This is a genomic window from Sphingomonas sp. (assembly GCF_036731925.1).
Taxonomy (GTDB): Bacteria; Pseudomonadota; Alphaproteobacteria; order Sphingomonadales; family Sphingomonadaceae; genus Sphingomonas.
The window spans coordinates 223,169-244,258 of the sequence record NZ_DAINDJ010000001.1 but is presented as its reverse complement, the minus strand read 5'-3'; the positions used below and the strand labels follow the sequence as shown (position 1 = coordinate 244,258).

Annotated in this window: 21 protein-coding genes; 8 read left to right on the top strand and 13 right to left on the bottom strand. The window is 62.6% G+C overall.

Translation table 11 applies throughout. From position 1 onward, the window contains the following. Positions 1-242: 242 nt before the first annotated feature. The 4 genes from V7E00_RS01100 to V7E00_RS01085 form a co-directional block, all read right to left on the bottom strand. The gene (locus V7E00_RS01100) at positions 243-764 is read right to left on the bottom strand and encodes an inorganic diphosphatase (RefSeq protein WP_066724056.1); all 522 of its coding nucleotides are present in this window, start codon (positions 762-764) and stop codon (positions 243-245) included. Between the two features lie 156 nt (positions 765-920). Continuing rightward, positions 921-4,181, bottom strand: a complete 3,261-nt coding sequence (locus V7E00_RS01095; protein ID WP_084253494.1) for a PAS domain S-box protein — start codon at positions 4,179-4,181, stop codon at positions 921-923. Positions 4,182-4,190: 9 nt separating this feature from the next. After that, the gene (locus V7E00_RS01090) at positions 4,191-6,164 is read right to left on the bottom strand and encodes a hybrid sensor histidine kinase/response regulator (RefSeq protein WP_084253493.1); all 1,974 of its coding nucleotides are present in this window, start codon (positions 6,162-6,164) and stop codon (positions 4,191-4,193) included. Continuing rightward, a complete protein-coding gene (locus V7E00_RS01085) occupies positions 6,161-6,340 on the bottom strand; it encodes a hypothetical protein (RefSeq protein ID WP_157084723.1) in 180 nt (59 codons plus the stop codon). The genes V7E00_RS01090 and V7E00_RS01085 overlap by 4 nt, the downstream gene beginning before the upstream one ends. A 953-nt stretch (positions 6,341-7,293) precedes the next feature. Here V7E00_RS01085 and V7E00_RS01080 point away from each other — a divergent pair. Beyond that, positions 7,294-7,620, top strand: coding sequence for a hypothetical protein (locus tag V7E00_RS01080; RefSeq protein WP_157084722.1), 327 nt, complete (start codon positions 7,294-7,296; stop codon positions 7,618-7,620). On the opposite strand, the gene tnpC is transcribed toward V7E00_RS01080, so the two are convergent. The 5 genes from tnpC to V7E00_RS01055 form a co-directional block, all read right to left on the bottom strand. After that, positions 7,596-9,149, bottom strand: a complete 1,554-nt coding sequence (gene tnpC / locus V7E00_RS01075; RefSeq protein ID WP_333570881.1) for an IS66 family transposase — start codon at positions 9,147-9,149, stop codon at positions 7,596-7,598. The two genes, V7E00_RS01080 and tnpC, sit on opposite strands and share 25 nt — an antisense overlap. A 61-nt stretch (positions 9,150-9,210) precedes the next feature. Next, positions 9,211-9,543, bottom strand: a complete 333-nt coding sequence (gene tnpB, locus V7E00_RS01070) for an IS66 family insertion sequence element accessory protein TnpB (protein WP_157084721.1) — start codon at positions 9,541-9,543, stop codon at positions 9,211-9,213. An 11-nt stretch (positions 9,544-9,554) separates the two neighbouring features. Next, on the bottom strand, positions 9,555-9,917 hold the full coding sequence (gene tnpA / locus V7E00_RS01065; RefSeq protein WP_174539113.1) for an IS66-like element accessory protein TnpA: 363 nt from the start codon (positions 9,915-9,917) through the stop codon (positions 9,555-9,557). Between the two features lie 493 nt (positions 9,918-10,410). Further along, on the bottom strand, positions 10,411-11,025 hold the full coding sequence (locus V7E00_RS01060) for a GyrI-like domain-containing protein (RefSeq protein WP_066724032.1): 615 nt from the start codon (positions 11,023-11,025) through the stop codon (positions 10,411-10,413). 197 nt (positions 11,026-11,222) lie between these two features. Continuing rightward, positions 11,223-11,558 (bottom strand): ArsR/SmtB family transcription factor, encoded by a 336-nt coding sequence (locus V7E00_RS01055; protein ID WP_066724029.1) that lies wholly within the window; start codon positions 11,556-11,558, stop codon positions 11,223-11,225. Between the two features lie 701 nt (positions 11,559-12,259). Here V7E00_RS01055 and V7E00_RS01050 point away from each other — a divergent pair. The 5 genes from V7E00_RS01050 to V7E00_RS01030 all read left to right on the top strand — a co-directional run bounded on the left by V7E00_RS01050 (position 12,260) and on the right by V7E00_RS01030 (position 15,987). Beyond that, on the top strand, positions 12,260-12,481 hold the full coding sequence (locus V7E00_RS01050) for a hypothetical protein (RefSeq protein WP_066724026.1): 222 nt from the start codon (positions 12,260-12,262) through the stop codon (positions 12,479-12,481). A 1-nt stretch (position 12,482) separates the two neighbouring features. Beyond that, on the top strand, positions 12,483-12,728 hold the full coding sequence (locus V7E00_RS01045) for a DUF3606 domain-containing protein (RefSeq protein WP_066724024.1): 246 nt from the start codon (positions 12,483-12,485) through the stop codon (positions 12,726-12,728). 327 nt (positions 12,729-13,055) lie between these two features. Further along, a complete protein-coding gene (locus V7E00_RS01040) occupies positions 13,056-13,268 on the top strand; it encodes a hypothetical protein (protein ID WP_066724239.1) in 213 nt (70 codons plus the stop codon). A gap of 264 nt (positions 13,269-13,532) precedes the next feature. Further along, positions 13,533-14,159 (top strand): GAF domain-containing protein, encoded by a 627-nt coding sequence (locus V7E00_RS01035; protein ID WP_333570880.1) that lies wholly within the window; start codon positions 13,533-13,535, stop codon positions 14,157-14,159. 37 nt (positions 14,160-14,196) lie between these two features. Then, positions 14,197-15,987 carry a diguanylate cyclase gene (locus V7E00_RS01030; RefSeq protein WP_169804525.1) on the top strand — a complete coding sequence of 597 codons (1,791 nt, stop codon included), beginning with the start codon at positions 14,197-14,199 and terminating at the stop codon, positions 15,985-15,987. 90 nt (positions 15,988-16,077) lie between these two features. Here the strand turns inward: V7E00_RS01030 and V7E00_RS01025 are convergent, their stop codons facing one another. Further along, a complete protein-coding gene (locus V7E00_RS01025) occupies positions 16,078-16,782 on the bottom strand; it encodes a helix-turn-helix transcriptional regulator (protein ID WP_066724011.1) in 705 nt (234 codons plus the stop codon). An 84-nt stretch (positions 16,783-16,866) separates the two neighbouring features. Here V7E00_RS01025 and V7E00_RS01020 point away from each other — a divergent pair, with 84 nt between their 5' ends. Next, a complete protein-coding gene (locus V7E00_RS01020) occupies positions 16,867-17,265 on the top strand; it encodes a VOC family protein (protein WP_066724009.1) in 399 nt (132 codons plus the stop codon). 79 nt (positions 17,266-17,344) lie between these two features. Here V7E00_RS01020 and fixJ read toward each other — a convergent pair whose 3' ends face one another. After that, entirely contained in the window at positions 17,345-17,959 is a 615-nt protein-coding gene (fixJ, locus tag V7E00_RS01015; RefSeq protein WP_066724007.1) for a response regulator FixJ, read from the bottom strand. Further along, positions 17,949-19,406: a two-component system sensor histidine kinase NtrB gene (locus V7E00_RS01010; RefSeq protein ID WP_066724004.1), complete on the bottom strand. Its 1,458-nt coding sequence runs from the start codon at positions 19,404-19,406 to the stop codon at positions 17,949-17,951. The genes fixJ and V7E00_RS01010 overlap by 11 nt, the downstream gene beginning before the upstream one ends. 198 nt (positions 19,407-19,604) lie before the next feature. Here V7E00_RS01010 and V7E00_RS01005 point away from each other — a divergent pair, with 198 nt between their 5' ends. Next, positions 19,605-20,294 carry an alternative oxidase gene (locus V7E00_RS01005; RefSeq protein WP_066724001.1) on the top strand — a complete coding sequence of 230 codons (690 nt, stop codon included), beginning with the start codon at positions 19,605-19,607 and terminating at the stop codon, positions 20,292-20,294. Between the two features lie 173 nt (positions 20,295-20,467). Here V7E00_RS01005 and V7E00_RS01000 read toward each other — a convergent pair whose 3' ends face one another. Continuing rightward, positions 20,468-20,974: a hypothetical protein gene (locus tag V7E00_RS01000; protein ID WP_066723998.1), complete on the bottom strand. Its 507-nt coding sequence runs from the start codon at positions 20,972-20,974 to the stop codon at positions 20,468-20,470. Positions 20,975-21,090 lie beyond the last annotated feature (116 nt).

The window sequence follows — 21,090 nt, the reverse complement described above, 5'->3', positions numbered from 1 at the left end:
GTGCTGTTTGAGGATTACTAGCCGCCAGTCGTACATCAGGCGATCAGAATAACCTTTCATCTCGATCAATGGTTTCAACACCGTGATACAAGAGCTCGTCACGCGAGACGATGACGACGCATACGGCCGTGTTTTCAATATGTTTATCGCCAATTTTCAGACATCAAGGCCTGCAGTGATGAGTCGGGGGCGTAATCAGCGCGCGAACTACTCCCATCGCCTCTCTCGTCTGCGCCGATCCATCAGCGCTGAGCTTCGCGGATCAGTTCGACCGCTCTATGCGCGTCTCCGACCGCCAATACCTTGAACTCGCGTCCGCGAAGCTGGTTGTACGTCTGGAAGAACAGGGCGAGGTCGTCGGTGAACGCCGAGCCCAGGACCTGCAGGCTTGCGACATCGCGATACGTGTGGGATTTCGCGACCTTGCCGATCAGCCGGTCATTGCGGCACGTCTTTCCCTCTTCGGTCTGTTCGGCTTCGATCACGCCCAGCAGGCGAACCGTCACCATGCAGCCGACAGGCAGATCTTCGTCGGCGAGCACGAGAATGTCGACGGGATCCCCGTCCTCCGCCTTCGTCGCGGGTATGAACCCGAACGCCAGGGGAAAGGCCATGCCGGCCGGCAGAACGCCGGCAAGCTCGAAGAGACCGCTCTCCGCATCGTAGTCGAACTTCGAGCGATGTCCTCGCGGCGTCTCGATGATCGCGCGACAAGTATGCGTTTCGGCATCGAGACGGTGCGGCAGCTTGAGGAGGTCGGTCATGCAGGCGGATCGTCCAAATACGCGTCGCGCGGCAGCCGCCATGCGTCGCCTGGGTTCAGCGGAAACAGCGACGGAATGCACCCGTTCCCAGGTAGCTGTACTACGACTTGCAGCAGCGCCATACTTGCCGCGCGTGCGCTGCCTCGACCATGCTGCTCAGTTCGCCTCGATGATGCTGCGGATGCGCGTTGCAAGCGCATCGATCGCAAACGGCTTCGTCATCATCGACATGCCGGGATCGAGAAAGCCGTTGGCGATGGTGGCGTTCTCGGCATAGCCGGTCATGAACAGGATCTTGAGCTCTGGACGCCGCTCGCGCGCCGCGTCGGCGAGCTGGCGCCCGTTCAGGCCGGGCAGGCCGATGTCGGTGACGAGCAGGTCGATGCGCCGTCTGGACTGCAGCACCTTCAGACCGGACGGACCGTCAACGGCCTCTATTGCACGGTACCCCAGCTCCTCCAGAACATCGACGACCAGCGATCGGACGGCGGTCTCGTCTTCCACGACCAGAACGACCTCGCCGCGCTCCGCGCGCAGCTCGTCGCCCAGCTCTACGCCATGGACATCCTCCTCCTCGCCGTCGCCGTAATGCCGCGGCAGGTAGAGCTTGAACGTGGTCCCCTTCTCCACCTCCGAGTAGATCTTTGCATAGCCTTCTGACTGCCGCGCGAAGCCATAGATCATCGAGAGCCCCAAGCCGGTACCCTGCCCAATCGGCTTGGTGGTGAAGAAGGGCTCGAAGGCCTTGCTGATCGTGTCAGCCGACATGCCAACGCCGGTGTCCGTCACGCAGATGCACACATACTGCCCAGGCTTCACCTCACGTTGCCGAGCCGCGTAGGCGTCGTCGAGATGCGCGTTGCACGTCTCGATGGTCAAGGTGCCCCCGGTGGGCATCGCATCGCGCGCGTTGATTGCCAGATTGAGGACCGCACTCTCCAGCTGGTGCGGGTCGCAAAGCGTCTGCCACAGGCCTCCAGCAGTCACGATCTCGAGTCGCACTGCTTCGCCGATGGTCCTACGCAGCAGCTCTTCCATTCCCGTTACAAGGCGGTTCGCATTGACGGGCTTGGGGTCGAGCGGCTGGCGACGGGAGAATGCGAGCAGGCGATGGGTGAGCGCAGCTGCACGGTTGGCAGACGTGATCGCCGTCGTCGTGTATCGCTCCATCTTGCTCAGGTCGCCCTTAGCAAACTGACGCTGCATCATGTCCAGCGAGCCGATCACGCCGGTGAGCAGATTGTTGAAGTCGTGCGCGATACCACCGGTGAGCTGGCCGACCGCCTCCATCTTCTGCGCCTGCCGAAGCTGTTCCTGCGCGGCCTCAAGCTGGGCTTGGCGCTCCTTGTCGGCCGTTACGTCCCGTCCGGACGCGTAGATCAGGTCCGCTTCGGGTGCGGCAACCCACGAAATCCAGCGGAAGCTGCCGTCCTTGTGACGGTAGCGGTTCTCATAGACCGGCAACTCCCGTGTCGAGGCCGTGGCCAGCGCTCCTTGGCTCGAGGGGTGATCTTCGGGGTGAATGAGGTCGAGGTACGATCGCCCGACGAGTTCCTCCGGACGCCAGCCAAGGATCTGCGTCCAAGCCGGATTGACGGCGCGGAAGAAGCCATCGGTTCCGACTACGAGCAGAAGGTCGCGAGCGTTGTTCCACGTGCGATCGCGGTCCGCCATCGCAGCCTCGACGCGCCGTTCCAGCGTGTCGTTCAGCTCCACCAGCGCCTCCTCGGCCGTCTTCCGGTCCTGAATGTCCATCGACGCGCCGAACCACCGAAGGATCTCGCCCGTCCCCTCGTCCCGGTACGGCTCCGCGCGAACGAGGAACCAGCGATATACCCCATCGGCCCGCCGGATACGGTGTTCGACCTGGACGACCTCCCCCGAACGCCGCGCCTGATCAAACGCTGCCATGGTGCGCGCGTCGTCGTCGGGGTGAACATAGCTTGCCGAAACGTCGGCGGCGGTCGGCGGAACGTTGGGCACGCCAACGTAATCCGCCCACTGCTTGTTGAAGAACTCCATCCTGCCTTGGGCGTCGGTGATCCAGACGATCTGCGGCACCGCGTCGGCCATGAGCCGGAACTGCGCCTCACTATGTCGAAGGCGCTCTTCGGAACGTTTGCGCTCGGTTATGTCTATGGACGAGCCTACGAGTCCGACCACCACGCCGTCTGCGTCACGGAAGGGGGCCTTGGTGGACAGCCAGGTGGCGCAGCGTCCATCAGGGTAGGTCACCTCCTCCTCTATGGCTTCGGTCCGATTCTCGGCCATCACTCGGGAGTCGTTCGCCATCACCGCTTCGCCCTGCTCCGGATCGTCGAGGAACTCGCGATCGGTACGACCCAGGATCGCGGAGAGCGGCTTGCCGACCAGCTCTACGGTGCCGCGGTTCGCGGCAAGCATCCTGCCATGGCGGTCCTTGGCGTACACCACGCCCGGGACGGCCTGCATGACGGCTTCCAGCAGGTTCTTGGCGCTGCGGAGCGCGTCTTCAGCCTCTCGGCGCTCGTCGATGTCAATGACAGAGCCGACATATCCAAGATATTCGCCGTTGTTGCCGAAGCGCGGCGTCGCCGCGTCGATCGCCCAACGATACGTTCCGTTAGATCGGCGGAGCCGAAACTCCCCGCGATATGGCCGTCGCGCAGCGTTGGCCTCGACGAACGCCTGTTCTGCCGATGCCCTGTCATCCGGATGCGTGGCATCGAGCCAACCGTAGCCGAGCGCCTCTTCCTCGCTCTGGCCGGTGAAGTCGTACCACACCCGATTGAGGTAGGTGCAGGATCCATCTGGATCGGTGACCCACATCATCACCGGCGTGTTGTCGGCCATGTTGCGAAAGCGCGCCTCGCTATCCGCCAGCTCCGCCTGGGTCTGACGGAGCCGCTTCTCGGCCGCCTCTGCCACCCCTAGCTCCCTGCTCTTCTCGTTCAACGCACGCCGGAGCTCGAGCTGCGCCATCACCTGCCGAGCCAAGACGCGTAGTGCTTCCTGCTGCAGATCGGTGAGCTCCCTGGGGCGATGATCGAGCACGCAGAGCGTGCCGATTGGTAGCCCGTCCTCCGTCTTCAGCAGGGCGCCGGCGTAGAAGCGCAGATGCGGCTCGCCCACGACGAGAGGATTGCAGTCGAAGCGAGGATCCTGCGTGGCGTCTGGGACGAGCAGGAAGTCTTCCGCGAGGATCGCCTTTGCGCAGAAGGAGCCTTCCAGTGGCGTCTCGCGGACACCGAGACCGACCTCTGCCTTGAAGAACTGTCGACCATCGCCGATGAGGTTCACCACGGCGATCGGTGCGTCGCATAGCTTGGCCGCGAGTGCCGCCACCTCGTCGAATGCCGGTTCTCGCGGCGTGTCCATCGCGCCGTAGCGGGCCAGCGCGGCAAGCCGACGCGCTTCCGGATCGTTCATGTCGGTCATGCTATCCAGTTATCTTCCAGTCGCGCTTCGCAGCACCCGGGCTAGGCCGTCCGCGGTATAGGGCTTTTGTAGCAGTTCGAAACCGTGGGAGCCTTCGGCAGCTAGCACATGACTGTATCCACTCGTCAGCACCACCGGCAGGTTCGGGAAGCGACTGCGCAGCGTTTCCGCGAGTTCGATGCCGGACATGCCCGGCATGACCACGTCAGTGAACACGATGTCGAAGTTGTCCGGGTTGGCCTCAATCAGTGCCAGAGCTTCATGCCCGCTCGGCACCCACATATTGCCGTAGCCGAGATCCCCGATAAGGTGCGCCGCGAACTCGCCGACATGCTGATTGTCCTCCACCAGCAGCACGCACCCTCCACCGGAGTGCGGAGCATCCGCAGTCGGAGGCGCGATGTCGGGATCCCCACGATTCTCGCGATCGTCAGCGCGCGGCAGATATAGCGTGAACGTGGCGCCGTTGCCAGCACCGCCGTCGATGACGATCTCGCCGCCTGACTGCTTCGCGAATCCAAACACCTGGCTGAGCCCGAGGCCGGTTCCCTTGCCCACATCCTTGGTGGTGAAGAAGGGCTCGAAGACCTTCGCAAGATTCTCCTCGCTGATCCCAGTGCCGGTGTCGCTGACTGCGATGGAAACGAACTGCCCCTCGGCCGCGGCGTGACCGCGGGTTGCCGGGATGCCGTCGCGCTCCTCCACGAGGATCGTCAGCCGCCCTTCACCGTCCATCGCATCACGCGCGTTGACGGCCATATTGAGGATAGCAGTCTCGAATTGGTTCGGATCGGCGTCAACGATGCAGGGCTCGCAGTTGATCTGCAGGCTGATCTCGACGCGAGACCCCGACACCGTTCGGAGCACGTCCATTCCCCGCTGGATGCGTTCGACGACGTCGAAATGCTGGGCCTGAAGTGGCTGCCGGCGCGCGAACGCTAGGAGCTGGTTCGTGAGCTTGGCAGCCCGCTCCGCCGTTTCCTTGATCGAACTGATGTATCGTTCGCGTTTCTCCTCGGTGAGGTCAGGCCGCTCGAGCAGATTGATGCTGCCAAGGATTACGGTCAGAAGATTGTTGAAGTCGTGTGCGACGCCGCCGGTGAGCTGACCAATCGCCTCCATCTTCTGGCTCTGACGCAGCGCCTCCTCGATGCGCTCGCGCTCGGCGACCTCTGCAACCAAGGTCCGCTGTGACTCCTCCAGGGCTGCGACCTGGTCGGTGACGGCATGTTCGAGCGAGAGATTGAGGTCCTCGAGGAGCGCCTTTGCCTGCGCATCGTTTTCCACATCGATGCACGTTCCAATCCAGCGGAGCACCCGGCCCTGTTCATCGGCCTGAGGAATGCCGCGACAGGCGAAGCAGCGGTATTCGCCATCAGAGCGAGCGACCATGAAGGTCTGTTCGAAGGTCTTGCCCGTGCGAACTGCTTCGCCCCAGGCCTCTCGCGCTCGGTCGCGGTGTTTAGGATGGATCGTCTCCAGCCACTTGTCTCCGAGAAGGCCTGCATCTTCGCGCCCGGTGTAGGTCTTGAAGCGCGCGTTCGTCTGAACATAGTGACCATCGGCGTCGGCCTCGAACACGAACCCAGGCAGCGCATCGGTCAATGCCGCCAGGCGATGCTCGGTCTCGCGCTCCCTAGTCCGATCGCGGACGATCTTCACGAAGCCCGCGCCGTCGCTGAGCGGCATCATCAGTCCGGATCCCCAGAACCGGCTGCCATCGTTCCTCAGGTGAAAACGCTCGTCGATCGCTCGGCCATCCTTCCATGCCCGCTCCATCTCATGTTCCGGAGAGCCAGCGGCCTGGTCCTCCTCCGTGAAGATGATGCGACCATGCTGCCCGGTCGCTTCCTGCGACGACCAGCCGAGGATCGAGCTGGCCCCTGGGTTCCAGCTCGTGATGATCCCGTCTCGATCGAAGCTGATGATGGCAAAGTCGGTCGAGCTTTCGACGATCTGTTGCGCCAGTCCCCCATCGATCATCCGCAAGCTGCTTCATCGCACACGGCTCGGCGGCCTGCCAGGCGCTCGGTGAGCGCGCGCAGGCCGGTGCGAACGACGCCGCTGGCGCTGAAGCGATGCCGGACCGACACGTCGTCGTTTACAAAGCGTGAAAGTACCTGATTGAGCGAAATGGTACGTGTCTGCCGACGCAGCATTCGACCTCCGAAGACGATGTATGACATTGGAATACACGCCAACGGCGTTGCGGTTCCTGAATATCGAACTTGCAGCCGGTCGCTTGCGGGATCCGCTGTATGAACCGACACTTGCCCGAGTAGACGATCGGATGGTGGAAGAAAATTTGAGGATGGTCCGTGGCCATATGGCGAGCTACTTCGTTCGGACTTGAACCGATGCTCGGTGACACGTCATCTCAACCTCTAGGGCGAGAATGGCTTGTGAAAGGACAAGGCAGCAGTGGAGCTGAAGGCCCAGTGAGCGGGGAAGGTCTGCAATCCAAGTACTCGGCTCACATGCTTGCCGAACTGGAACAGCTCGCCTCCGATATCGCTGCGTTGTCACAGCTCCGCGCCGACATGGACGACTCCGGAGACGCGCCCGTGCTCGAACAGGTCATCGCGCATCTAGAGTGGACATTGGAAGAGCTGCTTCGCTGCCCTGGCATGTTGGCGGAAACATTGCCTTGGTGGACGAAGTGGAGGGCAAGATCTTAGCTGAGCGCGTAGGGCAGATCGATCCGTACCCTTCATCTCGCGCCCGGTCAGCGGGACAGCCGCTCTTTCCATAAGATTCGCATCATTGTAGCTGCGGGGGATGGGAACGGCGTGGTTGCGGGCGACCTTCTGCGGCCCCGAACCTGTTTGCCGTGAAGAGGCGTCTCGACGGTGTAGCGCACTGCACTTTTTGATGGCAGTTGCCCCTAATGCGACTGCCCCGATTGAGCACGGGGGGCTCGACCGCGGGGCTAAGGCAGGTTTCTGGCTGGTTGCAACATGTTACCAGCATGGGGGCCATCACGAACTCAACTCCGTGAATGCGAATTGCAGGAGTTGGATCACGCTCGCATCATAGCTCGACCTGCTGGATGAAGGAACTTGCTATGCCAGAGCCTACGGTGCCACTCGTACCATCGGGAGAGCTCAATCACATGAGCTTCCCCAGCGACGACGTGAGCGCCACCTCGAAATTCTTCGAGCGATATCTCGGTTTCTCGATCTCGATGCGCGAAGCCCGCTTCGCCATCTTGAAGCGGCCAGGCCTTGATGTCGTCATCGAATCCGCGCGGGCTGATGCCCCAACCATTCGGACGGTTGGGGCGGCAAAGCCGGGCCGGCCGTTCTCGCACAACGTAGCAGACGATCCGAACCGCGCCATTTGGCCCATCTCATTCCATATCGGTCTAGAGCTCGAAGACGTGGCAGACGGTAAGCGTAGTCAGCAGGCCGCAGATTATGCGGCTTGCGCAGTTGGTTGATCTGCTGGCGGTGCCCAGTTCCGCGGCAGGAGTTCGTCCCAGCGGCTAGCAGGCCAGTTATCGGCGATCTTCGCGATGACGTCGGCGATATAGGCCTGCGGGTCGACACCGTTGGCCTTGCAGGTCTGGATGACGGTGTAGATGGCGGCGGCACGTTCACCGCCCACGCGGGAGCCGGCGAACAGCCAGTTGCGGCGGCCGATGGCGATGCCGCGCAGCGCGCGTTCCGCGATGTTGTTGTCGATCTCCAGCCGGCCATCGCCCAGGAAGCGCGACAGTGCCGGCCAGCGCTTGGTGCCATAGGCGATGGCCTTCGCCATGTCGGATTTGGGCGACAGACGACGCAGTGCGACATCGAGCACGTCGCGCAAGGCGCCGACCAGCGGCTTGCTGCGCTCCTGCCGTGCCCGCTGCCGAATATCCGGCGGCTGGCCGCGCACCTCGGCCTCGACGGCGTAGAGCGCGCCGATCCGCTCCAGAATGTCGGTGGTCAGCGGCGTGGCGGTGCGCTCATGCAGGTCGAAGATCTTGCGCCTGAAATGCGCCCAGCAGGCCACCTCGGTCACACCGCCCCGGTAGAGCCCGTCATAGCCGGCATAGGCATCGGCCTGGAGGAAGCCGCGAAAGCCGGCGAGATGCGCCAGCGGGTGCGCCGCGGTGCGGTCCGGCGTGAAGCGATACCAGGTCGCGCGCGGCGCCGCGCTGCCCGAGGCCTGGTCGTCGGCCGCGTACACCCATAGCCGCCCGGTTGCGGTCTTGCCGCGGCCGGGATCGAGCACCGGCACCGGGGTGTCGTCGGCATGGATCTTGTCGGCGTGTAGAACTTCGTCACGGATGCGAGCGACGACCGGATCGAGCAAGGCTGCGGCCTGTCCGGCCCAGCCGGCCAGCGTCGAGCGGTCGATATCGAGCCCTTGCGCCGCCATCATTTCTGCCTGCCGGTACAGCGGCAGGTGGTGCTCGAACTTGGATATCACGACATGCGCGAGCGTCGCGAAGCTGGCCTTGCCGCGCGCGACGGCGCTGGCCGGCGCGGGTGCCTGGACGATCTTTTCGCAGACCTGGCAGCTATATTTTGGGCGGACGTTGCGCACCACCCGCCAGCGCACCGGCACCACGTCGAGAATCTCATGGGCATCCACGCCCAGCCGGCGCAACGCGCCGCCGCAATCCGGGCAGGTGCAGGTGCCCGAGGCCGGTTCGTGGACAACGTCCTCGCGCGGCAGATGCGCCGGGAGGCTGCGGACCGGTGCCGGCCGCGCCGTCGCCTCCGACGGGCGCGCCTCTACCGGCGCCGCGTCGCGCTCGGCTTCCAGCTCTTCCAGCGCCAGTTCGAGCTGCTCGATCTCGCGGCCCAGCTTCTCGGAGGAGGCGCCGAACTTCATCCGCCGCAGCCGGGCGATCTGCCCGCGCAAGCTGTCGATGAGCAGATCGCGGGCGGCGAGCGCGGCATTGGCCCGGGCGAGCGACGCCTCCAGCGCGGCGATCCGCGCGGTGGCATCAATAGGGGAAACGGGCGCTTCCGACACCCGGATTTGCTAGCAGATCGCAGCGCTTCAGGCGAGCAAAACCGACGCAAAACAGCCGGTTTCAGCCCGCCAGCGTCGGCGTGCAGGTCCTCTCGGGCCGGCGCCAGTCGATGCCCTCCAGCAGCATCGACAATTGCGCCGGCGTCAGCACCACCGTGCCGCTCGCCGTCACCGGCCAGACGAAACGGCCCCGGTCGAGCCGCTTGGAAAACAGGCAAAGGCCTTGCCCGTCGAACCACAGCAGCTTGACCAGATGCCCGCGCTTGCCCCGAAACGCGAACAGCGCGCCGGAATGCGGGTTTTCCGCCAGCACCTGCTGCACCAGCACCGCCAGACCGTCGAAGCCCTTGCGCATGTCGGTCACGCCGCACGCCAGATAAACCCGCGTCGGCAACGGCGCCGGGCTCACCGCAGCACCGACAACACCCGTGCCAGCGCATCCGCATCCACCCCGCCGTCGACGCTGATCCGCACGCCGCCGGGCAACGCGATATCGATGCGCCCCGACGAACACGGCACCGGCGGTGACGCCGGCACGATCGGCTCCGCGAGCCGAACCTCGGCGAACACCGGCAGCGACGCTGCAGTCCCGGCCAGCTTGCCGACCCGCAACTGCTTGCGCCACGTATAGATCAGGCTGCTCGACACCTCGCGCCGGGCGATCACATCGCAGACCCTGGCCCCAGGCCGGAATGCCTCCGCCAGGATTTCCAGCTTCTCCGCGTCCGACCATCGCCGCCGACCCGACACGCGGCCGACTATTTCCATGCGGCCAGTCATACGAGTGCTCGTAGGACTGGCCGTAGAACCCGAAACTTCCTGCACCAGCACCGCCCTCGTCAAAGGCGGCAAGCATCCCGGCTATCGACGATGCCGCAAGGCGGCCTGCTGAACACGCTTACGGCAGACGTTCAGGCTATGCATCATCGACTGGAGCGTGACGGGTTCGTGGCGGAGACGGATGTGTTCCACCATGAGCGAGGATCCAGATTTTTTCTCCGCGCACCTGGCGGCGTCATGATCGAGTTCAATACCCGCGCCGACGCGGAAGCGAAGTTTCGGGGCACCTTCGATTGATGCTGTTCACTAAGATCAGCGGTCTCAATTCAAGCCTAGGAGAACGACGCCGCTGCGCCAGCCGCCGCTGACCCCCCCCCAGACGCTTCGACTCTGAGCTGGGGATAGGAGTCGACGATGTGGAAGCCAGATAGCGGTCATGCGCAGGCATTCCGCGGCGGCCGGACAGGCCGGGTTCGGCCGCTTAAGGCCCCTCTCGGACGGGCTGACGGATGATCGTTTTCAGCTTTGCAGGCAAAGTCTTTCTTGGATCCCCCAGATAGACTTCGTGATGCCGTCCGTTGAAGGTGTAGCCGCGCTCTGGCATGATGTCGTCGTGCAATTTCGCCAGGAGCGGCCCTTCTTCGTCATAGGACCCGACATGGAGCGCCTGCAGGCAGAGCCCCTCCGCCAACGTCTGCAGTCTCAGTGTTTCTGCCAGGTGTTGCAGTTTACGTGCACTCTTGGCTTTCCCTTGCGCGAGATGATCCTCATCGACGAAGTCTGGGACCATGATCATCATCGTCCAGTCCCAATCGTCCTTCTGCCGACGAGTGAAGGTCTCCGGATCCGGGGCTGACCAGAGCCCTTCAAGCGGCGCAACGACGAAGTCCCGCCGCTCCTGCTTGCACATGAACTTGATGGCGTAGGCCGTTGCATAGAGACTCTCCACTGCCTCTCTGTAGGCTGCGACCGAGTTCGGATCGCCGTGCCCGTCCGCCATTAGGTAGCGAACCGCTGGCGCTTCAATGAGCTCGAATGTGTTCAACGTCGCACTGAACAACGCCTTTCGTTCCTTCTTGAGATCGAGTTTACTCATCAGCAGCTTCCACGTTGATGATAGAGTGTTCGCTCACTATCGCCCGGTTCATGCAAGACGGACCCTGACGGGCAGAAATAGCGTCAATGAAGCCCCTCCACCACCGGGCGCTCCCAGCCAACTTATTGTACGCGGCAAGTAGATGAAGAGCGCGCGGCTACTTCTCGGCTGGCACAAGGGAAATCAACTGGAAAGGCCTAGGCTGCCTGGGGCTGCGCCAACTCGATGTCCGCGGTGCTCGCATTATGCCGAAGTATCTCCAGAATGGATGATACGAAGCGCCTCGCCTCCTCGCTCGTGAGCGAGTAGAATACCTTCTGACCGCTCCGTCGCGATGATACGAGACCCTCCCCTTTCAGGATCGCGAGCTGCTGGGAAACAGCTGTTGCGCTGGCACCAACCGCGTCGGCCAGTGCCGTGACTGACTTCTCGCCGTCTAGAAGCTCCCAGATCAACATACTGCGCGTCCGCCCAGCAAGAATCTTTAGGAATGCAGAAGCCCGGATCGTGAAGTCGAGTAGATCATCCCTCATAGGCGCACATTATGAACACCTCTTGGAACATGCAAGGCTCTGCGATCATGGGCATCCATATGCCTGTGACCAGTTTCCGCGAGCATGATGGTCACGACGACCGCCGCAGGCCGCGCCATCATGGAAGGATACTCGGCTTTCGCCGGGCCTTAATAAATCGAGGTTAAGAACTTGAGCTGCAACGATCCGCGGATCATCACGTTCTACGCTCTCGAAAAAGGATAGCGGAACGAGTGAGAGCCCGACCTACTGTCTGGAGCGAGCCCGCGAGCACCGCGAAGCTGCGGATGCAACGCAGCTCGAGAACGTGCGGCGAAAGCATAGTGAGAGCGCGCAGATGTGGGAACGCATGGCCGCAAGGAACTCCGTCCTCAGCCGCCACTTCGATTCAGTGGCGAAGTAGCAGCTGCAGCGCGAGCCGACCGCTAGCCGATCCCTGATTCGATCTTCTTCAACTCGAGGATTGTGACGGACCACTGCCCGAAGAGCTCGATGGCGCGCATCTCTGTGCCGCAGAAGAACGCCTAGCCGACATTCTTACAATTTAACCTCGATGATGTGCCTTAACCCTTGGCTGAGGTTGTAGCCGGCAGACTGAAGGCGATTCTGCGATTGGGACCGGGTACATTGCCGGCAACTCTCTGCCTGAAATAGCCGTTTCCTGCTCAGCGGACGCAACGTTGTCGCCGAGGAGAGTATCGATGTTGGATCCACGAGAGCTGGCAGAAGTGCGTGCTCGCGTCCTTCACGAAGCAGAGGAGCGGGAGAAGGCGATCGCCGAGAAGCTGCCCCCGGGTCTGGAGCGCGACGAACACTGGATGCTGGGCGAAAGGCTCTCGGATGCGGCCTGGGCAATCGAGGAGGAGTTCGATCTGGAATCGTCGCCGAGTGGGCTTTGGCCGGTGAGCGAACAGGCAGCCTAAGATGGCTGCCATGCCACATCACTGCATTGATCCGAGAGATGGTTTGAGCGATCGTCGGATCAAGAGGAAAATCGCAGGCGATCGACTGAAGGCAGGCGCCCAGGATCGTAATCGGATCTCCCTCCACGAGGATTACGAGGTCCAGGACTGGATGGCGTCCTTTGGCGTCTCCAAGGAAAAGCTCGCGGAGGCACTACATGCCGTGGGTGATCGAGCTGAGGACGTTCGCGAGCACCTGAGCCGTTGACCAATCTCTCGCCTCACCTCTCTCGGGGGTCGGAAACTCAGGGAATTGCGGGCGAACGGTACCGCCGTCAGTGGCGCATCGCGCAACTCGAGTGCATGATCAGAGGTTTGGGAGGTGCGGCTGCACTCGTCGATCATATGACCGACCGAGAGGGAGTCGTTAAGCATCCGATCCTATACAGGCTCCGCCGCCCCGGAAGTTCCCCTGACAATTCCGGGGTGGCAACCATGCCTCGCACCCTCAGGGGTGACATTGCTACCGGACTTCCTTCGCTATGAGGAGCGCGGGGGCTCTTCCGCGCAGGCTGAAATCTTTTATGGTGCACGCGTGCATGCGCTCGACAACATACGTGCCCTGATCTCCCGTTTGCAACCGGAAGCCATATGTGACCAATGCATCGTCGAGCGCCTAGGACTCGCCCCTGATGTGGTTGTCGAGCAGGCCGTTCGGCAGCTCAGCGGAACGTGCGGCATCGAGCGACGCCGCGGCACCTGTGCGTTATGTGAGAGCGAGAAGATCGTCAGCCGCCAGAAGAGCTGATGCCTCGACGCACTGACTCGTCGATCATGATTGGCAAGGAGCAGAGCGCAGGGATGCGCATCGCGACAGTCTCCGGGCGAAGATGAGCCTCCGTGCGGAGCTCAGCGCGGCGGCGTGATTGCTACCGCCACCGGGCAACCTGCGGAACGTGAACGACGCGTTGAGACGCCAGTATCGTTTGCTTCAGGCAATCTAGTGCGCCAGTTGCTCAGCTAGCCGAGAGCAAACTGGGGCACTTCACCTGGCACATCCGTAGAAATCCCGATGCTGCTGGCGGCAAACCTGCAAGCTGCTGGCGCTAAGTGTCCGCAGGTGAGATCAAATTTCTATAGTCCGGCCCCTTATCCCGAGAATGAGGCGTACCGCCAGCAGGTCGTCCAGAGGCTGCTCGAGCGGAGCCTGCCCTTGGGCCCGCTCCAAACGGCTGTGGATGCCGCAGCGGACCTCTTCCGGGTGCGCTATGCCGCTATGACGCTGCTTGACGACGCTCGCCAGTGGCTGCCGGCCCGACACGGTCTGGATGTCGACTTCACGTCGCGAGCGGTGGCGTTCTGTGGGCACACCATACATGCCGATACGCCGATGATCGTCAAGGATGCCCGCGTGGACGAGCGGTTTGCCGGTAATCCTCTCGTTCTCGGCGCCTCAGAGATTCGTTCGTACGTCGGCATACGCCTGATGGTATCGGGTGCCGCAGTCGGCGCGCTGTGCGTCTTGAACGACGCCCCCCTTCCCGAAGTGCCGTCGGAGCGAATCGATCAGCTGCGCGAGCTGGCGTCCGGGGTCGTTCGAGCGCTCGAGGACCGGCTCAAGGTTCAAGTAGGACCATTCGGGACGTCGGATGCGAGCTCGATCGTTCGACTTGCCTGCCGGGGGAACGACAATGCTTAAATCCTTGTCGGGGAAGATCTATGCCGTAGGGGTGGTCATGACCCTGGCGCTGGCCGCACTGGCATCCTTGCTCATGCTGTCCTCATCCGAGATGGAGAGCGGGTATCGCTGGGTGCAGCATACGCAGCGCGTTCTTGAACTCACCTCCCGGCCCGTCGACCTCGTCCGCCGCGCGGAGTCCGAACTCCGCGCCTCCATCATCAGCGATGATCCCTCGTTCTCCTCGGACACCCCTGCTCTTCTTCGTGACGCGTCAAGGGACTTGGACGAGCTGGTCCGCATCACCGCGGACAACTCGCGTCAAAATGACCGAGCTCAGAAGCTTCGCGATGCGGTCCGCAAACGGGTCGGCTTCATGCAATTTGGGCTCTCGCAGCTGAGCGCAGGCAAATACGCCCAGTTGAGCAAGGCCGATATGCAGGAGCGCAGCCGACAGGCAGAAGCGCTGATGGCCCAGGTCGAGAACAGCAAGAACGAGATGCTGCAGGCCGAGCGCGCACTCCTGGATGCCCGTACCTCGCGCGCGGAGTCGCTATTCCGGTATAATCGTCGTTCGGTTGCGTTCGGCGTTCCCCTCATCATCCTGCTGATCGTCGGATCCAAGATCTACATGGTCCGCGCCATACGGCGGCCGACGGCCGAGATGTTGAACACGATGAACGCATTCGGGAGGGGCGACCTGTCCGCCCGCATGCACGACCACAAGATCGGGGCTGCTGAATTCTCCTCGATCGCCAATGGGTACAATCAGATGGCCGAGCGACTAGGTGCTGCGATGGAGCAGCAGCGAGTGAGCGAGGATCACCTGCACCTGGCGAACTTGGCGCTCGAGGAGAGATCATCGGCTCTCGAGACCCGAAGCGCCGTGGTAGATCGATTGGATGCGATGTCGCTTCGATTGCTGGCGTCTCGCTCCGATGCGGAGTTTGCCAAGGTGATCGAGTGCTTCGTACCCCAGGTACTGACGGGGTCGACGGGCGGCGTCTATGCGCACAGCAACAGCCGAAATCAGCTGGTTCGGATCGCGAAATGGGGTGACGCAGACGATTTGCCGGAGTGGTTCGAACCCCACGCCTGCTGGGGCCTTCGTCTGGTCCGCACCCACGTTGTTGAATCGCAGGGCACGGACCTGACGTGCAGCCACGTTCCGATAGGCTCGAAGTCGCACTGTGAGCCATTGCTGGCCGGGGGCGAAGTGATCGGGATGATCCACCTCGCCGACATTCTGCCCGCGGCTGAGCGCTTCCGGATGACCATGCTTAGCCGAGAGGTCGGCTCAGCCCTGGTGAACCACATGCTTCAACGTGACCTGCGCGAGCAGACGATCCGCGATCCGCTCACGTCGCTCTTCAACCGCCGCTACCTTGACGAGACGCTGACGATGGAGCTCGCGCGAGCGGCCCGGGGCGGAGCGCCGATGGCGCTGATCATGTGCGACGTCGATCACTTCAAGCGCTTCAACGACGAGCATGGACATGACGCCGGCGACGCCGTGCTCCGATCCGTGGCAGCTGAGATGCAGAAGCATTTTCGCGACGGGGATGTCGTCTGCCGATATGGCGGCGAGGAGTTCACCATCATAGCCCCAGGAGCCTCCGCGGAGGCGATCGCAGCCCGCGTGGAGGGCCTGCGAGCGGCGATCACGAACCTTAAGGTCCGGACCGGAAGCGTAGAACTGCCGAGCGTCAGCATGTCGTTCGGTATCGCGGGCTATACTCCGGCGATCACCCGGGGAGCCGATCTCATCGAGCTCGCGGACGAGGCTCTCTATCGGGCGAAGCGCCAAGGGCGCAATCGAGCAGTCGTCGCCGAGCGGCTTGCAGCGTAGAGCCAGCCTGCGTGGACAGTTGCCCCGGCGTGCCCCCGCGGTCATGGCGCATGGGTGGATGCGCCGGCAAGTAAGAGGCCGCAGCGACGATCATCTGGCTTTCGCTAGTTCGGCTGCTCGCCATGCTCTCCATTTGCGCATCAATGCGTTGCGTGCTTCCGGCACGCGTTGGTCGACTCGCTCCACCGCTGCGATCCGGTCAGTGCGAAAGTGTCGGAAGCTCCCTCGACGCTCGCACCATGAGATGAGAACGCGCCTTGCGTCGGAGTAGCCCAGGACGATCGGCCAAACTGTGCGTTCCGTCCGCTCGCCTCCCTCGGCGTGATAGGTAAGGCGCAACTTGGTTCGGTGTCGTATCGCGTCCCGTAGCTGCCCCAGGTCGATGACCTCAACGATCTCACCAAGGCGCGGCTCGGCCGCGGTGCTTGGTTCAGCTATGACCGTCTTCAAATTGGCGGGCGCAGCTGCGGCAATCTTGGCGAGGACGTCGATGGCCGCGGGGGAGAGAAGAGGATCGCCGCGCTCCGCAACCCACTGGGCGCCGAGCGCAATCGCCTCCAGTTCCACATGCGTCAGCATGAGCGGTGGCATGTCGTATTCTGCTGAAAGCAAATAGCCGAAACCTGCCTCGCCGGTGATGGGCACTCGCTGCGCCACCAGATCCGCCACGTCTCGGTAGACGGTGCGAACGCTGACCTCGAGTTCGGCGGCAAGTGCGGCTCCGGTTACCGGGGTTTGCGCCCTTCGAAGGATCTGAAGGATCTGAAAGAGGCGATCGGCACGTCGCACGTCCATGACTCCTGCTGACAGAACGGTGTCAGCAGGGATGTGTCACAAGCGCCACGCACACAAGTGACCTCTTCTCCTGGGATTGCACGAATGAAGTTCGCCTCCACTCGCCTCATCGCCGCGGACATGCACACGATGGTTGCCTTCTATGAGCGCCTGACGGGCCATTCCGCCGAATGGCTGGCCCCTCAGTTCGCCGAAATCGTGACGCCCGCCGCGACGTTGGCGATAGGATCCGCTGAAACCGTCGAGCTCTTCGCAAGTGGCAGCGCCGAGCCCAGCGCGAACCGGACGGCGATCTTGGAGTTCATGGTCGATGACGTCGACGCAGCGGTCGAGCGGATGAAGGGGAGCGCAATGCTGGTGCGCGAGGTGAAGCTTCTGCCTTGGGGAAACCGCTCGGCTCAGTTCCGCGATCCGGAAGGGACTCTGGTTAGCCTCTTCACGCCCACTACCGACGCGGCGAAGGCTCGATTTTCCTCAAGGTGAACGATCGCGAGAACAGTCGCGATTGGGTGACGGGCCGAGCCAGTTGTGGAGAGCGGCAATACGCGGGCCGCCGCGCGATTCATCGGGCGTTATGAGCGTTCGTGACCATCCGCACGAGGTCGGACAGGGTCTTGGCCTTCAACTTCATCATGACGTTCGCCCGATATACTTCAACGGTCCGCGCACTGATGCCGAGGTCGAAGGCGATGGCCTTGTTTGCCTTGCCCGCTACCAGACCATCCATGACTTCGCGCTCCCGCCCGCTGAGAGCTTCGATCCTGCTACGCACCTCAGCGCGCTCCGCTTCAACCTGCTCGACGACGTCGCGATCCGCAATCGCCTTGCGAATGGCGTCGAGCATCAACTCGTCGTGGAAGGGCTTCTCGATGAAGTCCGCGACACCTGCGTGGAGGGCTTGGATCGCCAAGGGGACGTCGGCATGACCGGTCACGACGATGACGGGCACGTTCGCTCCGCGCTTCTTCAGCTCTTCGACAAGTTCGATGCCGTTCATCCCGGGCATGCGAACGTCCGTCACGATGCATGCCCCGTGCAGCGGTGGCGCGGCGGCCAGAAACCTGTCGGCGGAAGCGAAGGAACGTACGCGGATGGACGCGGTGTCGAGCAGGAATTCAAGCGCATCGCGCGCACCGTCATCGTCGTCGATCACATAGACGATGGGATCACTGGCCACCCTTCAACTCCTGTTCGTCAACCATAGGCACCGTGAAGCAGAAGCGCGCTCCGCCGCCGTCCCGAGGCGCTGCCCATATCCGGCCGCCGTGCGCCTCGACGATCGTTCGCGAAATGGAGAGGCCTACGCCCATGCCTGAGCGCTTTGTAGTGACAAAGGGTTTGAAGAGCTGCTCTGCCACCTCCGGGTCGATACCGGGGCCTGTATCTTCGACGCAAACCTCGGCGAGATCGCCATCGGCAAGCTTGAGCTTGATGATGAGATCCCGAGAACTCCCGGGCCCTGCAACCATGGAGTCGACGGCATTCCTCACGAGGTTGAGCACAACCTGCTGGATCTGCACCCTGTCCGCAACGACTGGGCGGAGATCGTCTGCGAAGTCGTAGCGCACGCTGATCTCGTGTTCCTTGGCGCCAAGTAGAGCAAGAGCGCTGGCTTCCTCGACGAGCTTGGGCAGGCTCTCCACGGTTCGCTCGGTCTCTCCACGAGAGACGAACTCCCGAAGGCGTCTGATGATGTCGCCGGCGCGCAGCGCCTGAGCGGAGGTCCTGTCAAGGGCATCGGCTACACGATCGAGCGGAGGTTCCTCTCGTGCAAGAAGGCGCCGGCTGCCTTGCAGATAGTTCGCTATAGCCGACAGCGGCTGGTTCAGCTCGTGCGCTAGAGCAGAAGCCAGTTCTCCAAGCGCGGTGAGCCTCGACACACGTATCAGCTCCCCCTGTAGCTCCTGCACGCGCGCTTCAGTCTTCTGGCGTTCGGTAAGGTCCCGAATGAAACCGGTGAAGTGCCGCTGACCTGCTACGTGCATCTCGCCGACGGCCAGCTCCACTGGGAACGTCGAGCCATCCCTGCGCTGCCCCACTACTACCCTTCCCTTGCCGATGATCCGGCGTTCACCGGTCTCGTAGTAGCGCTTCAGATAGCTGTCGTGTGCCGCCCTATACGGGGAGGGCATCAAACGGCTGACGTTCTGGCCACGCACATCCTCCGCGTCCCAGCCGAACATGATTTCAGCGGCCGGGCTGAAGTCTCGGATCAGCCCCTCCTCGTCGATTACCACGATTGCGTCCGGCACCGTGTCGAGCAGAGATCGAAGATGTGCTTCCCTGCGAGCCAGCCCCTCCGTCACCTGGTCGGCTTCGGCGCGAGCACGTTGAAACCATTCGCCACCCAGAGCGACTGCGCCGCCGATGATGATGAAGGCGAGAGCTGCAATTTCACTACCGGCACCGATAGGCCCGGCCATGCTGTCGCATAGAAGGCCCACGCCTGCACCAGCGACGCTCGCCATGAGGCCAGCGCTGATGCCGGAGAAAGCGCTCGCCAGAACCACAGCAGGAACGAAGAAGATGAAGGTTGCGCGCTGCCCAAGCTCGACAGCAAACCAGATGCGAACGCCCGCGCCGAGCCCGATCGCTGCTGCCGCCAGCGCCAGGGCGGCCGGCATGGACAAGCTCGGAAGGTAGTGATGCTGGAGAAGCGGACGCCGGCTGATCACAGGGTACCTTCAGCTGCAAGGCAGTGGTGCTGCCTCCGGAAGGTTCCTTAGGGTATACGCAGTAGGGACAACATCCAAATTTTCCACCATCTCTACCCGGCATAGAAGGAGGCAACACACAGAGATCCTGCATAGCGGAGAAGCATCATGAAATCGCCTTTCATCGACCTGAGCGTTCATCACCAGCCGAAGGGGTTCTCCGACCGTATCGCGTTCGGGTTCACCAAGCTGCTGCGTTGGACGGCGGACACCTTCTTCGCCGAGCGTTACGGACATCGCGCAGTGGTGCTCGAGACCGTGGCGGCCGTGCCCGGTATGGTCGGCGCGACTATCACCCATCTCGCCTGCCTGCGACGCATCTGCGACGACAAGGGCTGGATCCGGACGCTGATGGACGAGGCCGAGAATGAGCGCATGCACCTGATGACGTTCATCGAGATCTCCAAGCCCACCTGGTTTGAGCGAGCCGTGATCATCGGCGTTCAGTGGGTCTTCTATCTCTTCTTCTTCGCTCTCTATCTCGTCAGCTCGAAGACGGCGCACCGGGTGGTCGGGTACTTCGAGGAGGAGGCGGTGATCAGCTACACCCACTACCTCGCCGAAATCGACGAGGGCAGGAGTGAAAACGTGGCGGCGCCGGAGATCGCAAAGCGGTACTGGAACCTGCCTGACGACGCGACGCTTCGTGATGTCGTGCTGGTGGTTCGTGCAGACGAAGCGCACCACCGTGACGTGAACCACGGCTTCGCCAACGAGCTCGCCGGCCTCCCGACCGGTGCCGTCGCGGAATGCCCGCCTCATGTGGCGCTTGAACCCATCTGGAAGAAGGCTTCCTAAAATCTGGAAGCAAGCAGACCTGGCCTGCTGATCAGCAACTTGAGGACCGCGCGCTAGACCAAACCGGCGCGCGGTCTTTGATGTGAACTCTTTACGGAGACTCTGCGGTTTGTGATGAAGCACGATGCGGCCTGCTTCGAGCGCGGCGGTATCGGCTCAGCCCATCACCGTCGCTAGTCGATGAGATTGGCCGGTCGGACGCATAGTAGATCTTCGAGGCTGACTTCGATCGACAGCGGTCGGTACCACCCCTTGAGTGGCGAAATCACCGCCGAGTATCCCCCTTCAAGGAAACAAGGCAGCATCTCAGCATTGTCGTCCCTGACCATCAAGATGCCAGTTCCCTCCCATCCGGAATGCTTCAGCGCCGGCAGCAGGTCGAACAGCTCCTCGGACCACGGCGCCGATACTGCGGCCAGCAAAACATCAGCACTACTCTTCTGGCGACTTCGCAGGACCGCCTCTGGTGAGCGGAACGAGTGTACATTGCACCCAGCGCTCGCCAGGAAGAGGTGCGTCGCACGACGCGCCTGATCGTCGAGGTCGAGCAACGCAACGCTGCAGTTCCGGGCCTTCCCGAGTCCTGTCATGGGCACCACCTCCTGATCGATCGAATGGCACACAGATCTTCGGCCGTCGCTACGTAGACCTCCGTCGAACTTCTCCATCAGGATCTGCACGCCTGCGGGGTACTCGATTAGCCCCCCAAGCTGATCGCCACCGCCGCCGGGCCGAGGTTCGGAGGACGCGTGAGGGAGAGGGTAAAGGCAGAGCCACGGGCCAGATTGACAACGGT